Here is a 17,780-nt window from a genome sequence, read left to right as displayed (position 1 = left end):
GCGCAGGGCGCGGGTCAGGCGGCGGCGAACTCCTGCTCCTCCGGCCGGACGCCGACCGCGTCGGCGAGCAGGGCGATCAGGCGATCGTCCCTCTCGGCGGAGCCGGCCGGCCCGGCGAGGACGGCCATGCGGTGGAAGGCCGCGGTGAGGTGCGGCAGGGCGCGCAGACCGGCGATCCGGCCGGGCGCACCGTCGAGGCCCAGGCGGGACCAGCGACGCTGCGCGCGTCCGGCGCGGGCGAGCAACCGGGTGGCCAGGCGGTCGTCCGGCCGGATCGCGAGTGCCGCGCGAGCGCACACGGCCACGAGTTCCCAGGCGTCGACCGGGTCGTCGCTCGCGCTGGTCGTCAGGGCCGGGACGAGTTCGAGGAGCCGGTCGCGGCCAGCGTCGGAGACCCGGTCGTTGACCTGCTGAGCCAGGGCGGACAGCGCGGTGGGGGTGCAGCGCGGCCGGTCGGAGAAGGACTCGTCGGCGGCGAGCGCGACCTGCTCCATGAGGCAGGTGCCCTCCTCCGCCGCGGAGTGGGCTCCCCTCGAGAGGCGCTGCGTCACGGGTGCTCCGTCCATCGTCCTGCCCGGAACGTTCCGGGACATCCTAACCATGGATTCGCCGACTTGAACACCGTGGTTTCGGTCGACCGAAACCACGGTCGTCGTCCGCCGACGGCCACCGCTACCCGGTGGGTGCGCGGGGGGACACCACATTCTCGACGCCGCTCCACCACCCCCGTCCGAACAGTTGCCTTTTAATGGCAACAACGGTGCGCTGGCAGTCATGACTGCGGACGTGCGCGAGGAGGCCCCCGGGCACCGGATCGACCCACGCGGGCACTGCCGCTGCGGGTGGGAGTCGCGGGACGCCGCGTTCCACTGGTCCGAGGAGCTGCCGGTCGTCGACCTCCCGGCCGCGGAGCAGGGTCGCTGAGACCCGGTCAGACCGCGCCGGCGGGTGCGCCGACCGACACCTCCACGGGCACCGTCACCACGGACCCGCCTCGCAGGACCTGCAGCCACAGCCGGTAGGTGCCGGGGTCGGGGAACGTGTAGGCGAAGCTGACGTCGGGTCCGTACCCGCGTCCGGGCGGGCGGGCCTGCATGTCGTGGACGTGGGCGAAGGACGCCGTGACGTCGGCGGGGTCCGGGGCGCCCGACCGGCCGGGTCCGAGGACGAACAGGTGTCCGGCCATCCCCAGCCAGGCCTGCAGGTCGGTGACCGGGCGACCGTCCTGACTGAAGGTGGCGCGGACCGTGGCCGGTCGCCCGGCGACCGCGTCGGGGACGGCGACGTCGGCGACCAGACCGGCCACGGCCTGCCGCCCGGGTGCGGGCAGCGCGCCGGGCGACGCCGGCACGCCCGGGACGTCGACCGCGGACCGCACCTGCTGGTGGGTGACGCCGTCGCGGGAGAACTCGGCGAACACGCCGTGGCGGCCGGGAGTCATCGGCGCGAGCCGCACCTGCCACCGGCCCGGTCCGGTGCGTACCGGGTGGACGTGCTGCTCGGATCCGTCCCGACCCAGGACCGCGAGGTGGACGAAGGCGTCGTCGTGGACCATCAGGTCGTCCACCGCGACGCCGGTGGAGGCGTCGCGCAGCTGCAGGTCCAGCGTCGACCCGGTGAGGGTGCTCGTCATCGAGACGGCGCCTCCGCCGGGCATCGCCGTCGGCGAGCCGCCGCCCGAGCCGTGCATGCCGGCCATCCCTCCCGTGCCGGTCATGCCGGGCATGCCGCCCGGGTCCGGTGCGGTGTCGCCCGCCGGGGCGGCCGACAGGGGCGCGCCGCCCGCGACATAGGCGGCCGACACGGGGGTCGTCCCGAGCGCGAAGGCGGTCACCGCGACCGCCGCCCCGGCGGCCGCGAGCACGCCGAGACCGGCCGCGACCGCGACCCGGCGGCGGAGGAAGCTCGTGGCGGCGATCCCGGCCAGGACGGCGACGGCGGCTCCGATCCGGGTGGCCCAGGTCGAGCCCGGTGTCCCCGGGTCCTCCCAGCGCAGCGGGATGCGGGCGAGTGCGCCGGCGTCGTCGAGCACCAGCGTCCAGGTGCCGGCACGCTCGAGGTCGACCGAGGTGCGTCCCGGTGCTCCGACCGGCCCCGGCACGACCGGTGTCGCCGCCGCGGCAGCCCCGTCGACGGGCTCTGCCCGGACCGCGACGGGCCGGTTCCCCGGGTCTCCCAGCGCCTCGATCGCGACCGCGAGGCTGCCGGAGCCGGTGGGCGGCGGCGTCAGGGTCACGGTCAGCTCGCGGTCGGCCAGGCTCTGCGCGACCCGGACGACCCCGGACGGCACCGACTCGTGGGCTACCGCCGGCGCGGAGAACACGAACAGCCCCAGGACGGCGAGGAGCAGGGCGACCGGACCGCGGGGCACCCGTCGAGCATACGATCATCTGAGCAGATGCTCAGGTCAGACGTAGAGCGCCCGGGCGTTCTCCGCGAGCGTGAGCCGACCCAGCTCGCCGTCGCCCATGGCCGCCTGCATGCGCACCAGCTCTCCGATGCGGTCGCCCCACGGCTCGTCGCTGGCGAACAGCACGCGGTCGTGCCCGGTCCCCCGGCGCTCGATCTCCGCCGCCAGCCAGCGCGGCGCGAACCCGATCGCCCAGCTCGTGTCCGTGTAGACCTGCTTCCCGGCCTCGATCCAGTCGAAGAACCGCCCGCCGATCAGCTTGATGTGCCCGCTCATGCCGCCGCCGAGGTGCACCAGGTGCAGCTTCACGTCGTCGGCGTAGCGGTCGACCAGCTCGCCGACCTGATCGATGTCCGACGCGGCACCGGGCGAGGTGTGTACGTGGACCACGCGGTCGTGCCGGCGCGCAGCGTCGAAGATCGCGTCCAGCTGCGGCCTACACTCCGGGTCGGTGGGCGAGCCGCCGAGCAGGAAACTGATCTTGATGACGCGGACCGACTCCTCGGCCGCGAGCTCGAGGGCCTTCGCGGTCTCGGCCGCGTCCTGCGCGCGCGGGGACGCCCAGATGCCGGTGCGGATGCGGTCGTCCTTCGCGGCCGCCTCGAGGCACAGCTCGTTGAGGGCGAACGAGGCCGAGGCGTCCGGCACGCCGTAGTTCGGGATCACGACGGCGAGCTCGGTGCCCTCCTCGTCGAGGTCCGCGCGCAGCTGGTCGATCGTCTCCCGGGCGCCGATGTCCGGGTTGACCGGCGGGCCGCCGTAGAAGGGGTAGGACGGCAGGACACCGAGGTGGCGGTGGGCGTCGACGACGGGCAGGTTCGGCACGTCGTCGACCCTGGCAAGGCCGTGTTTCCGAATGGCTGCCTCCAAATGACGGGCTGTTACGGCGGGTCGTCGGCCCGGCTGGTGTAGGTGTGGCCGGTGGGGGTGGTGGTCCGGACTTCGTGGGGGTGGTCGCCGAGGCCGTCGTCGAGGAGGTCGGTGGACCAGCCGGGCAGCTCCTTGACCTGGTTGCCGCGCACGCAGGTACGCCGCCCGTTGCCGAGGCTGGTCGGGCCACCGGCGGTGCGGCCGCGGATGTGGTCGGTGTGCCGGGCGGGGGCTCCGCAGTACGGATCCCGGCAGCGGCCGTGGTCGCGGTAGTGGATCAGGCCGGCGAGGAACCCGTCGAACAGCCGACGCTGGGGGTCGCCGCCGACGAGGCGTCCGGAGCGGGGGTGGGTGAACAGCCGCCGCCACCACTTCCGGCCCTGGGTGCTGTTGAGCAGGTCGGCGACGATCCCGCCGGGGAGTGGCCCGTAGCCGACGACCTCGCCGATGCCGGGCCCATCGGTGTCGGTGAGGGCGTCGAGGGGCAGCACGATCCCGACCTCGACGTTCACGTCCTCGGCGAAGGTCTGCCCGGTGACCCGTTCGACCAGGGTGTCGGCCACGATCTGATCCCGCGTCCGGCCGTCGGCGTCCCCACCGGCGATCAACGTGTCGGCGTGCCGGCGTAGGGCGGTGATGCAGGCGACGCCCTGCTCGACCGGCAACAGCCCCGACAGCACGGACATGGTGTCCGGGGCGGGGCGCAGCGTGACCCGCCGCTGCGTGCGCGCGGTCCGCCCGCGCTGGGTGAACCCGGCCGGGTCGGCCTCGTAGGCCAACCGCTTGATCGTCGCCTCGGCGGCGAACCGGCTCTGGGTCTCGATCCCCGAGTCGGCGACCTGCTTGTCGACGAGTCGGCGGAGTTCCGGGTCGAGGTGACTGGTCCAGGACACCACCAGCTCGGCGACCCGCTCTGAGACCCGCCCGGCCGCGAGCAGGGCCCGCGTACACGGCAGGTCGTCGGCCAACGCCTGCGCCACTCCCAACCGCCGCGAGCCCACCGTCGGGGACACGTGGCAGGCCAGGGCGATCTGGTCGGCGATCCCCTTCCCGAGGTCGCGCGGGTCGAGCTCGTGCGCGGCGACCAGGCCGGCCTGGGCTTCCACGTGCGCGCGGGCGAACGCGACCATCTCGGTGTGCTGGGCGGCGGCCAACGCGGCGCGGGTCTGTTCGAGCAGCGCGATCCGATCGATCCGGGCGGCGTCGGGCACCCCGCACGACGGGTCGGTGGGCTGATCGGCGAGTTCGGCGAGACGCGTGAGCAGCGCGGTCAGCTCCCCGCTGACCGCGTCCCCACCATCGTCCGAACTCATGTTCGAAGAATAGCGCGACCCCCCGACAGTCACGCCCCACCGACGACGAACTCTCCGAGATCCTCGACGACTCCGTCGCGGACTCCCTCGCGCTGTGATGCGACTCAGGCGGCGCGGTGGTCGCCGCAGCGACAGGGCCGACCCTGCTGGCAGCCGCAGCTGCAGGATGCGGCGCAGCCGCACTCCGACACCGCCTCGCCGCCGACGAGCAGGACGAGCCGGCGCGCGGATTCCGGCACGACCGCGGGCGCCTCGCGCACGGGCCACCCGCGGTCCAGGGCGTCCAGCACCCCGTCCACCAGGTCCGGGCCCGCCGCGGCCGGCCGGGTCCGCGCCCGTCGGGTGACCGCGGCCGCACGCTCGAGCCACTCCCGGCAGGCCGCACACTGCTGCCGGTGAGCCTCGGCGGCCCGGCTCTCCCCGGCGGTCGCCTCCCCGTCGAGGTCGGCCGAGGTGACCTCGCGACAGCGCTCGCACTCCACGTCGTCAGTGTCGCTCAGGAAGGCCGTCCGGTTCCCGCCGAGGTGCACCGATTCGGCGAGCCCGGAGCGCATGACCCGTCCGGGGCACCGGTCAGCACCGTGCTTCCTCCGGGGCGCGGCTCCCGGCTCCCCCGAAGGACCGCCTACTCTGGCTCGCCGGACACGGCGCGCACGCGATCACGGTCGTCGCGCGCGGAACCGGGAGGACACGCACCCCATGGACGAGGCTGCCGACGCTGCCGTCACGCGCGCGGCCGAGCGGGCGCGCGGCGGCGACCGGGCGGCCGCCGGGGAGTTCGTCCGGCTCACGCAGGACCAGGTGTGGCGGCTGCTCGTCCACCTCGCCGACCGCGGGGTCGCCCAGGACCTGGCGCAGGAGACCTACGAGCGGGCCTTCGGCGCGCTGCCGCGCTACCGCGGGGAGGCGCCCGCGCGGGCGTGGCTGCTGTCGATCGCCCGGCGCGTCGCCGCCGACCACCTCCGGCGTCGGGCGCGCCGCCCCGTCGTCGCCATGGAGATCACCGACGCCGACGAGCCGTGGGGGCGTCCCCTGCCCGGGGACGCCGCCGAGCAGATCGTGCTCGAGGCAGCGGTCACGGCGCTCGACCCCGACCGGCGGGAGGCCTTCGTCCTCACTCAGGTGGTCGGCCTCGGGTATGCCGAGGCCGCGCACGTCTGCGGTTGCCCGGTCGGCACGATCCGTTCCCGTGTCGCACGAGCGCGTGCCGACCTGGTCCGGGCCGTCCACGGTGGCACCGCGCCCGGCGCCGCCGACGCGCGCTGATCCCGGGAACCCGATGCTCTCTGGCCGCGACCTGGTCGGTAGTCGTGGAGAGGGATCGCCGTGTTCTCGTCGTCGTTGTCGTGGGTCTTCACCGTCGTCTTCGTGCTGACCGGGGCGTACTCGCTGGTCCGGTTGGCCGAGCTGGGTAGCGAACCGGAGCGCACCGGGAGCCGCGTCGTCGAGCTGTCGCACCTGGTCATGAGCATCGCGATGGTCGCGATGGCCTGGGGGTGGACCGGCGGACCGACGTCTCCGAGCGGCCTGCTGCAGATCGTCGTCTTCGGGTTCTTCACCGTGTGGTTCCTGGCCCGCGCCGTCCGGCCCACCAACGGCCACTCGCTGGTCGGCGAGGGTTACCACCTCGTCATGAACGCGGCCATGCTCTTCATGGTCGCCGCGATGCCGCAGATCATAGGCATGGACATGAGCGCCGGGGAGGACGCCGGCGGCGGCCACCACCACGGTGGTGGCACGGAGGGGATGGGCGCGATGCCCACGATCCCGACTCCGTGGTGGGCGACCACCCTGACCCGGGTGTTCGTCGTGCTCCTGGTGGCCGCCGCAGCGTGGTGGGCGGTGCGGGCCGTCCGGGCCGGCCGGTCGGCCGCGCCGGCGACCCCGGACGCGACCCCGCCGGGATCCGGCGGGGGCGTCGCCGTCGCGGCTCCCGCGGCGCCGACCCGGACGGCCGGGCCGCGGCTGGACGCCGGCTGCCACCTGCTCATGAGCCTGGGCATGGCCGGCATGCTGCTGGCCATGCTCTGACGGCCGACCGGGATCCCGCTTGAGCCGCCGCCCGGGCGGGTCACGCGCCGGCGAGCACCTCGTCCAGGACGCCGTTGCGGGCGTCGGCCACCAGGTCGGCGAGCTGGCGCACGCTCATCTGGATCCGCTGGCCGAAGTCGTCGCTGATGACGACGCGGCGCTCCTCGTCCGCCGAGGGATCGAGGTAGAGCTCCGGGCATCCGCAGTTGCACTGCCCGCAGAAGGTCGCGATGTGCTGCAAGCCGTCGGTGTCGATCGTCATGGGGACTCCCGGGTCTCGATGGGTGGAACAGGATCGTCGCGCTCGTGACGCGTCAGGATGGCAGCCGGTGCTCGCGGTTCCGCAGAATCTCCTGCCGGACCGCGTCGACGATCAGGAACAGCAGCAGCGAGACCCCGAGCACCGGGAAGAACACCCCGAGTACGACCGCGATCGCGCCGACCGTCGCGATCGCGCCGACGCCCGGGCGCTCGGTGCCGCCGGGCGCGGAGGCTCCCGGCCGGGTCGGGCGGCGCAGCCACCACATCCGGTAGCCCCAGACGACCACGACGATGATCCCGAGGGCGAGCGCCAGCAGCAGCAGCTGGTTGCCGATCCCGAACAGGATGCTCATGTGCGCGCTGATCCCGATCTCGGCGAGCTTCGCGGCGATCGGCCAGTCCGCCCACCGGACGGTCTCGAGCACCGCACCCGACGTCGGGTCCACCGCCATCGAGTCCTGCTTCAGCGGCCAGGACCGCTTCACCTGGCTGACCGTCCACGCCTGGCCCGCCTCCTCGGGCGGGGTGATCGCGATCGGGTCCGTCATGCCCGCCCCGCGCGCGGACGCGAGCACCCGGTCCACGGTGGCTCCGACGGGCGCCGCCTCGGCCGGGACGGCCGGCGTCATCGCCAAAGGCGTCGCGTCCGTGGTCGGGGCCTGCGCCGCCGGCAGCTCGGTCGACACCGAGGGCGTCGTCCAGTCCAGCGCGGTGCGCAGGTTCGACACGTTCTCGCCCGCGAACTGCGACCAGGTCAGACCGGTCGCGGACAGCCCCAGCATGCCGATCGCCGCCCACAGGCCGACCGACCCGTGCCACGAGCGGATGCGGGCGCGCCCGGCCGGGCCGTTCTCCGGCAGCAGGGTCCGCCGGACCCGCGACTGCCGACGGCGGCGGACGATCCACAGCGCGAGCCCGCTCAGCGCGAGGACCCACAGCCAGCTCGCCGCGAGCTCGGAGTAGACCCGCCCGACGTCGCCGAGGTGCAGGTTTCGGTGCAGCGTGTCGATCCAGGCGCGGGTCGGGAGCCACTCGCCGAAGGTGTCGAGGACCGCGCGGACCTGCCCGGTGTGCGGGTCGACGAAGGCCGTGCGGGCGTAGTCCTCCGCGACCCCGGGCGCGTCGAAGGACACCCGGGTGGTCGTCTCCGGGCCCGGTGACGGCCGGACCTCGGTCACGGTCCCGTCGGGCACGGCCGCCGAGGCCGCGGCGATCTGCGCACCCAGGTCCACCTGCGCACTCGACGCCGGGACGGTGAGCGCGTCGCGGTAGAGCAGCTGGTCGAGCTGCGGGGTGATCGTGTAGATCAGCCCGGTCGTGGCCGCCACGAGGATGAACGGACCGACGAACATCCCGACGTAGAAGTGCAGCCGCATCACCAGGGGCCGCAGCCCCCGCCAGGCGCCGAGGCGCCGCGGCGACACGGGCGGTGTCGGCCGCGGCTGCGGTGCGTCCTTCTCGAGTGGCGGGTCGAGGGTGTCTGACACGGGCGGTCCTCAGGGGCGGGCGGCAGGGGTTCGACCGTTCCGGTCGTCCGACAGCCCCTCGTGGTTCCCGGGACCTCCCTCAACCGCCGGTCGGGAGCCGGCCGCACCGGGTCCGTGCGCTCGCGTGCTCAGCCGTCGTCCGGCTCCTTGCCCCTGACGGCATCGAGATGGGCCAAAATCTGACCGGCGGTCACGCGCCCCCCCGGTCCCTTCCTTCCGCGACCAGATGCACGTTGGCGGCGGAACAGCGCTTCACGGGTGCACCGGGTACGGCACGAACGTCGACCGGTCGGGGTCGACGGCCAACGACTTCCCCAGCGGCGGGAACGCGCGCTGCGGGCACTCCAGACGCTCGCAGGTCCGGCAGCCACTGCCGATCGGCGTGATCACGGACCGGTCGGCCAGGTCCAGGCCCGCGGAGTACACGAGCCGTTCGGCGTGCCGGAGCTCGCAGCCCAGCCCGACGGCGAAGGTCTTCGTCGGCGTGTGCCACCCACCCCGGCGACGCGACACCGTGCGGGCGATCCAGAAGTACCGCTGCCCGTCGGGCATCTCCGCGATCTGGGTCGACACCCGCCCCGGCGACGCGAACGCCTCGTAGACGTTCCACAGCGGGCACGTCCCGCCGCCGCGGGAGAAGTGGAACGCGGTCGCCGACTGCCGCTTCGACATGTTGCCCGCGCGGTCGACCCGGACGAACGCGAACGGCACCCCGGGCAGCGAGGGTCGCTGCAGCGTCGAGCACCGGTGCGCGACCGTCTCGAACCCCACCCCGAAGTGGTCGGCCAGACGCTCCAGGTCGTACCCGAAGCGCTCGGCCGTGCCGTGGAACGCGCGGTAGGGCAGGACGAGCGCGGCGGCCGCGTAGTGCGCGAGCCCGATCCGTGCCAGGGCGCGGGTGTCGGGGTCGCCGAGCTCGACCGCGTCGGCCACCTCGGCCTCGATCAGATCGGGGAACTCGAGCTGGGCGATCACGGTCGCCACCCGGAAGGCGCGCTGGCCCGGACGCAGGTGCGGGGCGAGGCGCAGGACGTCGCGGTCGGCGTCGTAGCGGTGCAGCTCCCCCTCCGGTTGCTCCCCGACCTGCACCCGGACGCCGTGCCGCTCGATGAGCCGACGGACGAGCGCCGCCCGGGTCTCCCCGGCCCGGACCCCGATCTCGCCGGCCAGCCGCTCGGCCGCCTCGTCGAGGACCGGGATGTGGTTGCGGTGCCGGGAGAAGAAGTCGCGGACCTGCTCGTGCGAGGTCGGGGCCCGCATCTCGGCGTCGTCCCGGCGTCCGACCGCGGTCGACAACCGCTCCAGACGAGCCCGGAGGTCGACCAGGGTGCGCGCCATCCCCGGCATGCGTTCGGCGAGCTCCGCGATCTCCGAGGCGTTGACCGCGCCGGACTCCACTTCGTCGGCGACGGCCTCGCGGACCTCGGCGGTCAGGCGGGCGGTGTCGCGGGCGGCGAAGAACGAGGCATCCACCCCGAACGCCTCGGTCAGGCGGAGCAGCACCGGCACCGTCAACGGCCGTGCGTCGTGCTCGATCTGGTTGAGGTAGCTCGGGGAGAGCTCGAGCACCCGGGCGAGGTCGACCTGCGAGAGCCGCCGCTCCTCGCGCAGCCGGCGCAGCCGCGCACCGGCGAAGGTCTTCGCCATCGCGACATCTCAGCAGACGATGAGACTTTGCAACATTCGCAGTCCGCCGCCGGGGACTGGCTCGATGTGGCATCCCAGGTCAGCCCGCCCGTCGTCGGGGTCGGATGACCTGGGACACATGCATTCCCGACGACGGGTCGCTAGCGTTCCCGGCGCTGGTGGTTCGGCGTCGGCCCACGGTCGACGTCGTGGCAACAGGGAACCCGGTGTGACCCCGGGACTGCCCCGCAGCGGTGAGTGGGAACGAGCGCCGTCACGAAGCACTGAGGGAGACGAAGCGCAGCGGAGCTCGACCAGCTGCGCGGAGACCTCGGGAAGCGACGGTCAGTAGGAGCGAGGACCACGCCCACGAGTCCGAAGACCTGCCACCGGTGCGTGCACCGAGATCCGGTGCGCGCGGCTGGTGGCCCCGTGGGGAGGCCGCGGCCGACGGTGGGTTCGGTTGCCATCCTCCGCCGTCGTCGCGACCTCCCCCCTCGGGCCTCTCCGGCCGCACGAGCTCGACGAGGAGGAGAGCGAGTGTCAGCACCGATCGGCTCGACCGTTCTGGGATATCCCCGTATCGGACCCCGCCGTGAGCTCAAGAAGGCCCTCGAGTCCTACTGGGCCGGGACGTCGTCCGCCGACGACCTGCAGACCGTCGCCTCGGAGATCCGCGCCGGGACGCGCACGGACCTCTCCGCGCTGGACTCGCAGCCCACCGGCACGTTCTCGTTCTACGACCAGGTCGCCGACGTGACGGCCCTGCTCGACGCCGTCCCGCCGCGATTTCGCCCGGACGGGCGCCGGAGCGGCTCGGCGCTCGACGAGTACTTCGCCATGGCCCGCGGCACCGAGACGGCGCCGCCCATGGAGATGACGAAGTGGTTCGACACGAACTACCACTACCTCGTCCCGGAGATCGGCCCGGACACGACGTTCCGGCTCGCCGAGAAGACCCCGGTCGACCTCTACCGCGAGGCCGTCGACGGTGGGGTGCGGAACGGCCGGCCGGCCATCGTCGGTCCGGTCAGCTACCTGCTGCTGGCCAAGGCGGCCGACGGCGCCCCCGAGGGCTTCGACCCGGTCAGCCGGCTCGACGACGTCGTCGCCGTCTACGCCGAACTGCTCGGTGAGCTCGCCGCCGCCGGGGCCGGGTGGGTGCAGTTCGACGAGTCCGCCTTCGTGCAGGACCGTTCCGAGGCCGAGCTCGACGCGCTGCGCCGCGCCTACGAGCGGCTGACCTCGGTGTCTACCCGCCCGAGCATCCTCACGGTGTTCTCCTACGGCGACCCCGGCCCGGCGCTCGACGTGATCGCCCGGACCGACGTCGAGGGCGTGGCGCTGGACCTGGTGACCGCCCCGGACCTCGTCGACCGCGTCCCGTCCACCACGGGCCTGCGCGACAAGACCCTGGTGGCCGGGGTGGTCGACGGCCGCAACGTGTGGCGCACCGACCTGCCCCGCGTGCTCTCCCGGGCCGCGACCGTGCTCGGCGGCGTGGCCGAGCTCGCCGTCTCCAGCTCCTGCTCGCTGCTGCACGTGCCCTACGACGTCTCGGTCGAGGACGCGCTCGAGCCGACGGTGACCGCGCGGCTCGCGTTCGCCCGCGAGAAGGTCGCCGAGGTCGCGCTTCTGGGTCGCGCGCTCACCCAGGAGGGCTCGGACGACCTACGCCGGGCCGTCGTGGACGCGTCCACCAACCAGCGCGCCGCGGTCGACGAGACCGTCCGCGCCCGGGTGGCCGCCGTCGAGTCCGCCGACCGCTCCCGCAGCGCCTACGACGTGCGCCGCAAGGCCCAGGCGGCCGAGCTCGGCCTGCCGGACCTCGCGACGACGACGATCGGCTCGTTCCCGCAGACCCCGGACGTGCGCAGGGCCCGCGCCGACTTCGCGGCCGGTCGGCTCGACGGGGCCGACTACACGAAGCGCATGCAGGACGAGATCGAGCGCGTCGTCCGACTGCAGGAGGACCTCGGGCTCGACGTCCTCGTGCACGGCGAGCCCGAGCGCAACGACATGGTCCAGTACTTCGCGGACACCCTGCCCGGGTTCGCGACGACGAAGCTCGGCTGGGTCCAGTCCTACGGCTCGCGCTGCGTGCGGCCGCCGATCCTGCACGGCGACGTGTCGCGGCCGGAGCCGATCACGGTCGAGTGGGCGCAGTACGCGCAGTCGCTCACGCCGAAGCCGATGAAGGGCATGCTGACCGGCCCGGTGACGATCCTCGCCTGGTCGTTCGTCCGCGACGACCAGCCGCTCGGTGTCACCGCCGACCAGGTCGCCCTCGCCCTGCGCGACGAGATCGCCGACCTGGAGGACGCCGGAATCCGGATCATCCAGGTCGACGAGGCCGCGCTGCGCGAGCTGCTCCCGCCGCGCCGCTCCGACTGGGGCGCCTACCTGGACTGGGCGGTCGGCTCGTTCCGGCTCGCCACCGGCGGCGCCGCCGACGAGACGCAGATCCACACGCACCTGTGCTACTCGGAGTTCGGCGACGTCATCGACGCGATCGACGGCCTGGACGCCGACGTCACGACGATCGAGGCGGCCCGGTCGCGCATGGAGATCCTGGCCGACCTCGAGAAGGTGGGCTACGCCCGCGGGGTCGGCCCGGGTGTCTACGACATCCACTCGCCGCGGGTGCCGACCCGGGACGAGATCGCCGCGCTGATCGCCGAGGCCCAGCGCGCCGTGCCCGACGACCGGCTGTGGATCAACCCGGACTGCGGGCTGAAGACCCGCGGCTACGCCGAGGTCGAGCCCACGCTGCGGGCGATGGTCGAGGCGGCGGTGGAGGCCAGGAACTCCTAGCCGGACACGGCCGACCCGACCGCGACGGCGGGGCGCAGGCCCCGCAGGGAGCTCACCACCGCGAGCTCCTCGGCGCGGTCGAGGTCGGCCGGGTACAGCACGCGCTCGACGAGGTCACCCCGCTCCACGAGCACCGCCCGGCCCACCCCGGGCAGGGCCCCGCCGCCGAGGGGTGGGGTGTACCAGCGGCCGTCCAGGCGGATCGCGAGCGAGGCGATCGTCGTCTCGGTCAGCTCGCCGTCGGTGTTCACGAGGATCACGTCGTCGGCCTCGGGCCACGTCCGCCGGGCCGCGGCGAGACGGCGCTCGTACGGCTCGCGGTCGGTGGTCTTGTGGTGCGGCCACCACTCCCGGGCGTCCACCGGGTCGTCGAGCAGCGGCGGGGCGAGCCGGACCGGCGGCCCGTCGTCGACCGGGAGCGGCGCGAGCGTCACCTCCACCGCGCCGTCGGGACGCAGCACCACCCGCACCCGAGCGTCCGCCACCCCGGCCAGCTCCTTCCCGACGACGGGTCCGACCTGTCCGGCGTCGATCCCCAGGTACGCCGCCGAGTCGGCCATCCGCGCGAGGTGGCGCTCGAGGTGGACGGCGTGCCCGCCGTGAACGCCGAACGTCTCCAGCAAGCCGACGGGCGGCCGGCGATGGGTCAGCACGCCAGCCTTGGCCCGCAGCTCCGCGTACTCGGCGGCCGCCCGCGAGTCCCACGTGACCCCGCTGCCGGTGCCGTACACCGCCCGCCCCGTGGCCCGCTCCACGACGGCGGTCCGGATCGGCACGGAGAACTGCAGGTCGCCGGACGGCGCCACCCACCCGAGCGCCCCGCAGTACACCCCGCGCGGGGAGTCCTCGAGCTCCGCGACGAGCCGCATCGTCGAGACCTTCGGGGCGCCGGTGACCAACCCGCACGGGAAGAGCGCGGCCATCAGCTCCGCCACCCCCGCCCCGGGGCGTGCCGTCGCCGTGATCTCGGTGGTCAACTGCCACACGGTCTCGTAGCGCTCGGCCGCGAGCAGGTCGCCCACCCGCACCGTCCCGTCGAGGGCCACCCGCGCCACGTCGTTGCGCAGCAGGTCGACGATCATGACGTTCTCGGCCCGCTCCTTCGGGTCGGCCCGCAGCCGCGCGACGATCGCATCGTCCTCGGCGGAGGTCCGCCCCCGCGCCGCCGTCCCCTTCATCGGCCGCAGCGTCAACCGGTCGCCCGTGCGACGGACGAACAGCTCCGGGCTCGCGCTGACGACGACGTGGCGGCCGAGGTCGAGCAGGGCGTGGTACGCCCCGCGCTGGGCGTGGGCGAGATCGGCGTAGAGCCCGGCGAGGTCGGCGTCGGGGCCCAGCTCGCCGTCGACGCGCACGGTCAGATTGGTCTGGTACGTCAGCCCGGCCGCGATGTGCTCGTGCACCCGTGCGACTTGGCGGGCGTGGCCGGCGGCGTCCTCGCGCAGCGTCCAGCGACCCGCGGGGGCACCCGAGGGAGCCACGACCGGCACCCCCCGCGGCGCGTCGCGGGTGAGGCCGAACCACACCAGGGGCGGGCCGCCCGGGTCGGGCGCGCGGGTGACGAGGTGTGGGTCCAGCCCGCCGGCGGCCTCGTAGGCGACGTACCCGTACGCCCAGGCCCCGTCCGCGACGGCCGCGTCGAGCGCCGCCAGCACCGGGCCGACCTCCTCCGGGCACGTCGCGACGAGCACGTCGTCCGGCGGGTCGAACGCCAGGGCACACCCGCGGCGCAGGTCGTCGAAGCGGGCACTCACCGGATGCGGCTCCGCCCGGCGAGGGCGCTGACCAGCACGACGGCCGCCGCGGGCGCCGCGACCAGCCACGGCGCGACGAAGGCGTAGGTGCGGCCCTCGGCGAGCATCGCACCCCACTCCGGCGTCGGCGGCTGCACCCCCAGCCCGAGGAAGGACAGGCCGGCCAACGTCAGCATCGCGCCGACGAACCGGGCGGTGAACGCCTCCCGCAGGGGACCGGTGATCGCGGGCAGGACGTGCACCCGCAGGATCCACACCGGCCCGGCCCCCAGCGACCGTGCGGCCACGACCCACTCCTCGGTCCGCGCGGTGACCGTCAGCCGATGGGCGAGCCGCGCGAACGGCGCCCACCCCATCACCACGAGCGCGATCATCGCGGGTGCGAGCCCCGGCCCGAGCACGGCGGCGACGAGCAGGCCCACCAGCAGCGCCGGCAGCGCGACGACGAGGTCCACCACCGACTGCACCAGCGTCCCCACGATGCGCGCCCGCGTCCCGTCCAGCCATCCCGTCGCGAGCCCGACGGCCGTACCGATCACCACGCTCACGAGCACCGCGGCCGCCCCGAGACCGACCGTCCAGCGCACCCCGCCCAGCACCCGCGCGAGCACGTCGCGCCCGAGCTGGTCGGTGCCGAGCAGATGCGTTCCCGACGGCGGGTCGAGCCGGTTCGCGAAGTCCGTCGCCTCCACCGGCCAGTCGATCACGGCGACCACCACGAGGGCCGCCACCAGCAGGAGCTCCATCGCGGGTCGAGCTCCGCTGCGCTTCGTCTCCCTCACCGGAGCCGCGGGTCCAGCGCCCGCCCGAGGAGTTCCGTGGCCAGGGTCAGCACCAGGGCCACGGCGAGCACGACGACGAGCCCCGCCTGGATCGTCGGGAGGTCCCGCGAGCCGATGGCGTCCGCGAGCAGCCGGCCGAGTCCCGGGACGTCGAACACGACCTCGACCACGACCGCGCCGCCCAACGTCCCGGCGAGGAACGGCCCCGCCTCGGCGAGCACCGCGGTCAGCGAGCGCGGGAGCACGTGCACCGCCAGGACCCGCCGTCGAGTCAGCCCCTTCGCGACGGCGGTCGTGGTCGAGGGGTGCGCCAGGGCCACCCGCGTCTCGGCCCGCACCAGCCGGGCGGCGAGCGCCGCGGGGAAGAACGCAAGCGTGACCACCGGCAGGACCGCCTGCGCGGGCGTCCCCCATCCGAGCGCCGGCAGCCACCCGGCCCACACCGCCACGACGAGCACCAGCACCGGTCCGACGACGAACTCCGGGACCGCGAGTACGACGGCCCCGAGACGGTCGACGGCCCGGTCCCCCGCTCCGCCCGGTCGATCGGCGGCCAGGACGCCCGCCGGCACGGCCACCGCGAGCGCGACGGCCAGTCCCAGGATGGCGAGCGTCGCCGACACCCCGGCGGCCCCGAGCACCTCCGGGCCGACCGCCGCCCGCGTCGTGAAGGACCGTCCGAGGTCGCCGCGCACCGCCCCGGCGAGCCAGGCCAGGTACTGGTCGCGCAGCGGCCGGTCCAGTCCCAGCTCCGCGGCCAGCCTCGCCTCGGCGGCCGGATCGGGCGCCGAGGCGAGGCTGCGGGACCGGATCACCGACCGCGTGACGTTCCCGCCGAGCAGCCGCGACAGGCAGAACACGACCGCGGACGCGACCAGCAGGACGAGCGGGATCAGCGCGCTCCGGCGGAGGGCGAGTCCGATCACCCGGCCGGTGCCAGCACCGGGAGCACGGGCCGCAGGTCGAGCGGGTCCGGCACGAACCCGGTGACGCCCTTCTCGGCCGCGGTGTTGCGCGGGTGCACGATCGGGACCCCGACGGCGTCGGTGGTCAGCATCCCCGCGGCCTGCCGGTACAGCTGGGCGCGGGCGGCGGGGTCGGTCACGATGCCGAGCTGCGCGACGAGCGCGTCGAAGGCCGGCGAGCAGTACCGGTCGATCGCGTACGAGCCGCCGCAGGTGTAGTCCGAGGACAGCGTGCTCGCGGCGTCCGGGTAGTCGGAGAGGTAGCTGCGCGAGTTCAGGAACATGTCGTAGCGGCCGGCGAGCACCTCGGGCTCCTGGGCGTCGTACTGCCCGACGGTGATCTCGGTGTCGACCCCGGCGGCCTGCAGCTGCGACGCGATCGCCTGGGCGAGCACCGGGAGCTCGGGCCGGTTCGGGAAGGTCCACAGCCGCACCCGCAGCGGGTTGGCCGGGCCGAAGCCGGCCTGGGCGAGCAGGGCCTGCGCCCCGGGGACGTCGGCCGCGGGCGGAGCCTGCGTGGCGCCGTACGGCACGGCCGGGCCGAACAGGTCCGAGGCGGGGAGGGCGGACCCGCCGAGGACCTGGTTCGCGAGCACGTTCCGGTCCAGCGCCGTGGTGACGGCCTTCCGGACGCGGACGTCGGCGAAGGGTGGCGCGGACTGGTTGAGCTGCAGCAGGATCGTGCGGGCGGAGGGGAACTCGGTGAACGTGACCGACGGGTCCGCCTGCAGTCCGGCCTTCGAGGTCTCCGGCAGGCCCTCGGCGAACCCGACGTCACCGGAGCGCAGGGCCAGCTCGCGGGTCTGCGGGTCGGTCACGTAGCGGACGTCGACTCGCGCCGACGCCGCCTTCGGGCCCCAGTAGCCGTCGTTCCGCTCGAGGGTCGCACCCTCGGTGCCGCGGATCTCCGTCATGCGCAGCGGCCCGGTCGCAGTGCCGATCGGCGAGGGCTGCTGTCCCGTCGCGTAGGCGGCCGGGGAGAGGATCGAGGTGGTCCCGGAGCTCAGCCGCAGCGGCAGGACCGGGTCGGGCGCGGTGGTCGTCGCGCGTACCGTCATCGGGCCCTCGGCGGCCACCTGCAGCCCGATGCCCTTGATCGCCCGCGGTGGCGCCGGGCGGCCGAGGACGTAGGTCAGGGCGGTGACGACGGCGTTCGCGTCGACCGGCGCTCCGTCGTGGAACGTCACGCCCTCCCGCAGCACGAACCGCCACGACGAGCCCTCCTGGGTCCACGACGTCGCGAGACCCGGCACCGGGTCGCCCTGCCGGTCGAGGGCCACGAGCGGCTCGGCCACGCCGAGCTTGGTCAGCAGCGCGCCGTCGTCGGCGTCGAAGGCGTAGCCCGCCCGGGGCGGGAACTGCAGGGCGACGGCGATGCCCCCGCCGGAGGACGGGGCCCCTCCCCCGCAGGCGGACACCAGCAGAGCGAGGACGACGACGAGGGGAGCCAGGAGTCTCACGATCAAA

General features: G+C 74.5%; 16 protein-coding genes and 1 riboswitch. Of the genes, 4 read left to right on the top strand and 12 right to left on the bottom strand.

The window, feature by feature from the left end; genetic code table 11:
- Window positions 1-14: 14 nt before the first annotated feature.
- Complete coding sequence (locus QRT03_RS11015; protein WP_286052785.1) at window positions 15-551, bottom strand: hypothetical protein; 537 nt, start codon at window positions 549-551, stop codon at window positions 15-17.
- A gap of 223 nt (window positions 552-774) precedes the next feature.
- Here QRT03_RS11015 and QRT03_RS11010 point away from each other — a divergent pair, with 223 nt between their 5' ends.
- Window positions 775-924 (top strand): hypothetical protein, encoded by a 150-nt coding sequence (locus QRT03_RS11010; protein ID WP_286052784.1) that lies wholly within the window; start codon window positions 775-777, stop codon window positions 922-924.
- Window positions 925-931: 7 nt separating this feature from the next.
- Here QRT03_RS11010 and QRT03_RS11005 read toward each other — a convergent pair whose 3' ends face one another.
- The 4 genes from QRT03_RS11005 to QRT03_RS10990 form a co-directional block, all read right to left on the bottom strand.
- On the bottom strand, window positions 932-2,371 hold the full coding sequence (locus tag QRT03_RS11005; protein WP_286052783.1) for a hypothetical protein: 1,440 nt from the start codon (window positions 2,369-2,371) through the stop codon (window positions 932-934).
- Window positions 2,372-2,407: 36 nt separating this feature from the next.
- Complete coding sequence (locus QRT03_RS11000) at window positions 2,408-3,235, bottom strand: amidohydrolase family protein (protein WP_286052781.1); 828 nt, start codon at window positions 3,233-3,235, stop codon at window positions 2,408-2,410.
- A 56-nt stretch (window positions 3,236-3,291) separates the two neighbouring features.
- On the bottom strand, window positions 3,292-4,593 hold the full coding sequence (locus QRT03_RS10995; RefSeq protein ID WP_286052780.1) for a DUF222 domain-containing protein: 1,302 nt from the start codon (window positions 4,591-4,593) through the stop codon (window positions 3,292-3,294).
- 104 nt (window positions 4,594-4,697) lie between these two features.
- On the bottom strand, window positions 4,698-5,147 hold the full coding sequence (locus QRT03_RS10990) for a hypothetical protein (protein WP_286052779.1): 450 nt from the start codon (window positions 5,145-5,147) through the stop codon (window positions 4,698-4,700).
- Between the two features lie 145 nt (window positions 5,148-5,292).
- Here QRT03_RS10990 and QRT03_RS10985 point away from each other — a divergent pair, with 145 nt between their 5' ends.
- Complete coding sequence (locus tag QRT03_RS10985; protein ID WP_286052778.1) at window positions 5,293-5,859, top strand: sigma-70 family RNA polymerase sigma factor; 567 nt, start codon at window positions 5,293-5,295, stop codon at window positions 5,857-5,859.
- A gap of 60 nt (window positions 5,860-5,919) precedes the next feature.
- The gene (locus QRT03_RS10980; protein ID WP_286052776.1) at window positions 5,920-6,624 is read left to right on the top strand and encodes a DUF5134 domain-containing protein; all 705 of its coding nucleotides are present in this window, start codon (window positions 5,920-5,922) and stop codon (window positions 6,622-6,624) included.
- A 40-nt stretch (window positions 6,625-6,664) separates the two neighbouring features.
- On the opposite strand, the gene QRT03_RS10975 is transcribed toward QRT03_RS10980, so the two are convergent.
- From QRT03_RS10975 to QRT03_RS10965, 3 genes are all read right to left on the bottom strand, one after another.
- The gene (locus tag QRT03_RS10975) at window positions 6,665-6,886 is read right to left on the bottom strand and encodes a hypothetical protein (protein WP_286052775.1); all 222 of its coding nucleotides are present in this window, start codon (window positions 6,884-6,886) and stop codon (window positions 6,665-6,667) included.
- Between the two features lie 52 nt (window positions 6,887-6,938).
- Entirely contained in the window at window positions 6,939-8,372 is a 1,434-nt protein-coding gene (locus tag QRT03_RS10970) for a PepSY-associated TM helix domain-containing protein (protein ID WP_286052774.1), read from the bottom strand.
- Window positions 8,373-8,624: 252 nt separating this feature from the next.
- The gene (locus QRT03_RS10965) at window positions 8,625-10,019 is read right to left on the bottom strand and encodes a short-chain fatty acyl-CoA regulator family protein (protein WP_286052773.1); all 1,395 of its coding nucleotides are present in this window, start codon (window positions 10,017-10,019) and stop codon (window positions 8,625-8,627) included.
- Between the two features lie 142 nt (window positions 10,020-10,161).
- A riboswitch (cobalamin riboswitch) is annotated at window positions 10,162-10,403 on the top strand.
- Window positions 10,404-10,538: 135 nt separating this feature from the next.
- Here QRT03_RS10965 and metE point away from each other — a divergent pair.
- Window positions 10,539-12,812, top strand: a complete 2,274-nt coding sequence (gene metE, locus QRT03_RS10960; RefSeq protein ID WP_286052771.1) for a 5-methyltetrahydropteroyltriglutamate--homocysteine S-methyltransferase — start codon at window positions 10,539-10,541, stop codon at window positions 12,810-12,812.
- Here the strand turns inward: metE and QRT03_RS10955 are convergent.
- The 4 genes from QRT03_RS10955 to QRT03_RS10940 are packed head-to-tail and all read right to left on the bottom strand — an operon-like array spanning window position 12,809 to window position 17,773.
- A complete protein-coding gene (locus QRT03_RS10955; protein WP_286052770.1) occupies window positions 12,809-14,566 on the bottom strand; it encodes a chorismate-binding protein in 1,758 nt (585 codons plus the stop codon). The two genes, metE and QRT03_RS10955, sit on opposite strands and share 4 nt — an antisense overlap.
- Complete coding sequence (locus QRT03_RS10950) at window positions 14,563-15,312, bottom strand: ABC transporter permease (protein WP_286052767.1); 750 nt, start codon at window positions 15,310-15,312, stop codon at window positions 14,563-14,565. Before QRT03_RS10950 ends, QRT03_RS10955 begins: the two co-directional genes overlap by 4 nt.
- A gap of 32 nt (window positions 15,313-15,344) precedes the next feature.
- On the bottom strand, window positions 15,345-16,274 hold the full coding sequence (locus tag QRT03_RS10945; protein ID WP_286052766.1) for an ABC transporter permease: 930 nt from the start codon (window positions 16,272-16,274) through the stop codon (window positions 15,345-15,347).
- Window positions 16,271-17,773 carry an ABC transporter substrate-binding protein gene (locus QRT03_RS10940; RefSeq protein WP_286052765.1) on the bottom strand — a complete coding sequence of 501 codons (1,503 nt, stop codon included), beginning with the start codon at window positions 17,771-17,773 and terminating at the stop codon, window positions 16,271-16,273. The genes QRT03_RS10945 and QRT03_RS10940 overlap by 4 nt, the downstream gene beginning before the upstream one ends.
- Between the last annotated feature and the right edge of the window lie 7 nt (window positions 17,774-17,780).

The sequence above is a fragment of the Actinomycetospora termitidis genome (assembly GCF_030286555.1).
In the GTDB taxonomy this organism is placed as follows: Bacteria; Actinomycetota; Actinomycetes; order Mycobacteriales; family Pseudonocardiaceae; genus Actinomycetospora; species Actinomycetospora termitidis.
This window is presented reverse-complemented; position numbering and strand designations above follow the sequence as displayed.